Source organism: Nonomuraea lactucae, assembly GCF_003313395.1.
In the GTDB taxonomy this organism is placed as follows: domain Bacteria; phylum Actinomycetota; class Actinomycetes; order Streptosporangiales; family Streptosporangiaceae; genus Nonomuraea; species Nonomuraea lactucae.
In genome coordinates, this window is sequence record NZ_QNFZ01000464.1 from 1 (window position 1) to 1,181 (window position 1,181).

The 1,181-nt window shown below is 63.5% G+C and carries 2 protein-coding genes; one reads left to right on the top strand and one right to left on the bottom strand.

Going from position 1 to position 1,181, the window contains the following annotated elements:
* Positions 1–579 (bottom strand): Scr1 family TA system antitoxin-like transcriptional regulator (locus DQW85_RS22680; RefSeq protein WP_162795250.1); only part of this gene is annotated, 579 nt, incomplete at its 3' end.
* A 274-nt stretch (positions 580–853) separates the two neighbouring features.
* On the opposite strand from DQW85_RS22680, the gene DQW85_RS22685 reads away from it, so the two are divergent.
* Positions 854–1,181 (top strand): hypothetical protein (locus tag DQW85_RS22685; RefSeq protein ID WP_205315324.1); only part of this gene is annotated, 328 nt, incomplete at its 3' end.

Below are 1,181 nucleotides of genomic sequence, written 5' to 3' on the forward strand. Positions count from 1 at the left end.
CAAGCAAGGCCGGACACCTGTGCAAGGCCATCGCCCTCCTACAGAATCACCAGCTCGCGCGAGGATGAAAATGCCTCCCTCATCGACAAGCATCAGCAACAGGGGTGGGTCCTCCCGATCGAGGATGCGTTGCCGCCGCATGCGAGCTTCGACACGTTCGCCTACCTCGTCGGGCTTGATCCGCGGCCCGTGGCTGAAGATATGGCGGGCGTATGCCTCGGTCTGGAGAAGGCCGGGGACAAGCAGAGGATCCCATGAGCGCAGGACAAGCAGGGTGGGCTCGATCTCCTGGGTCCAATTCCTGAACCAGGGCGGGTTGCCCGGCTGACTGACGATGCGTTCGTGGAGCTGGGCAAAGGAGACGCCGCCGGACGTGCCGAAGAGCAGGTCCAGCCGATCGGCGTCCGACCGAGACGGCGTACGGGTCGCCTTCTCCAGGCGGCTCACCTGCGTCTGCGTGCAGCCGAGCCGGGCCGCCACCGCCGCCTGGGACAACTCGGCGGCCTCCCGCAGCCGCCGCATCTCCGCGCCGAAGCGCACGCGAGGAGAGTCCGGGTTGAGAGACGGCACAACGTCCATGGCATTTCCTCTCAAATTAGAGAAAAACGGAAACCTCGGCCGGCCGATAACACCTTTAAACCACACCTGACCAACCGCTGTCATCAGTCATGCTGTCTTGGCCTGGCCAATTGATTGTTCGCGCCGACATCGAGAAGGCACGCTGAACGCACACCTTCTTCGACGGCAGACACAGAAAACTGCCCACAACATTCCTCGGCCGGGCACGAATAACCCGTCAGTGCTATTCATCGCTCCGGGCGTACCGCCGGGAAACCAGCCGGGAGGCAGGAGCATGGCAGCACGTGAAGAGCGCGAGAGATTCGACCACCTCGCCCGCCTGGGCTGGGACCTGCACGTCTTGGGCTACTGCGTCTCGCTGCTCATGCCCGTGGCCGACCTGCCGGTCCTGGAGATGCTCACCATGGACGGCGCCAAAGTCCACATCACCGCCATTCGCCGTTACTGCGGTTGGGTGTTCACCTGGCGCCCCTGGTGGGCGCGACTGTGGCGGCGCGACAAATGGGTGGTGGCCCACGCCGACAATGAGCACTTTTCATCCCGCTTCGCGGAGTTGAAGGACGAGGATCGCTTTGACGAGCTGACCTGCCAGAAGAGGACAA